At 36.3% G+C, this 925-nt stretch carries 2 protein-coding genes; both read left to right on the top strand.

Annotation, left to right across the window (positions count from 1 at the left end):
* Nucleotides 1–190: 190 nt before the first annotated feature.
* Entirely contained in the window at nucleotides 191–457 is a 267-nt protein-coding gene (locus AAEY88_RS12540; RefSeq protein WP_350562906.1) for a hypothetical protein, read from the top strand.
* A gap of 186 nt (nucleotides 458–643) precedes the next feature.
* Nucleotides 644–901, top strand: a complete 258-nt coding sequence (locus AAEY88_RS12545; protein ID WP_350562908.1) for a hypothetical protein — start codon at nucleotides 644–646, stop codon at nucleotides 899–901.
* The last annotated feature ends 24 nt before the right edge of the window (nucleotides 902–925 follow it).

The raw sequence follows: 925 nt of genomic DNA on the forward strand, positions 1-925 counted from the left end.
GCGTTCATCTTTGATGGCACTACCAGCACGATAAGCAATAGACGCAGTGGCGGTTCTTCCGCTACTACGTGATACTGGCTTAGTTGATAGGTGGTAGATTGCCATATTAATTTTACCCAATTGAAGTCTGATAATTTATAAGAACCAGTTATAATAAGTTTGAAACATTTTTAACTAATGGAATATATATATGAGTCACCCACAAGCTTTAGATATTACTGAAAAATTACGTGCTGCTTACCCTGATAATCCTCTAGTAGCTGACCTATTTTTGAATGTAGGTGAGGTCGCTGATTTCAGCCCTCAATTAACCACTGGAGAAGAGGATTTTATTTTTTCTTTTAAAGAAACTGCTAAATCCAAAACTGTAAAAACTGAAGTAGTATTAGCAGTTGAAAGCACATCTCAAGCTGACGAACTTTTAAAAAATATAATCTCTCAACTCGTTAGAAAATAGATTTATTTTAAAAATAAACATTCTATTTTAGGGGGTTAAGGGGGCAGCGCCCCCTTACGAACTGAAAACTATCTATACTGTAACGAAGTGGAATGTTAGCATAGTTTTCGTAAGTTCGCACTTCAACAAAAAGCCGTCGAAGTGAAAAAACCAAAAATCAACATAATTAACAAGGAATAGATAAAAATGTTGGATACTTCAAAATTAAATAAAATTGCTAAAATCATTATTGAGTGCTTTCAAGAAGCTAGCTATGATGAACCTTACATTTACTCGAAGATTGATAGACTTGAAAGTTTTGGCGATAACCAGTGGGCTACATTTCGCTGGGCATCTTCTCAATTAGACGGTACAAACAAGGCAAGGTTTGCTGAAAAGGTTGGCGTTGATGTTGCGATGCTTATGACAGCCTTCCAAGTGGTTGAAGCAGTAGATGATAAATAACGACACCCCTGTAAGGTTTGGGGC

This window comes from Psychrobacter sp. CAL346-MNA-CIBAN-0220 (assembly GCF_040309805.1).
Lineage (GTDB): Bacteria > Pseudomonadota > Gammaproteobacteria > Pseudomonadales > Moraxellaceae > Psychrobacter.

Bases quoted from the DNA above. Each gene is read 5' to 3' on its own strand.
- AAEY88_RS12540 (WP_350562906.1), top strand. From the start codon at position 191: ATGAGTCACCCACAAGCTTTAGATATTACTGAAAAATTACGTGCTGCT.
- AAEY88_RS12545 (WP_350562908.1), top strand. From the start codon at position 644: ATGTTGGATACTTCAAAATTAAATAAAATTGCTAAAATCATTATTGAG.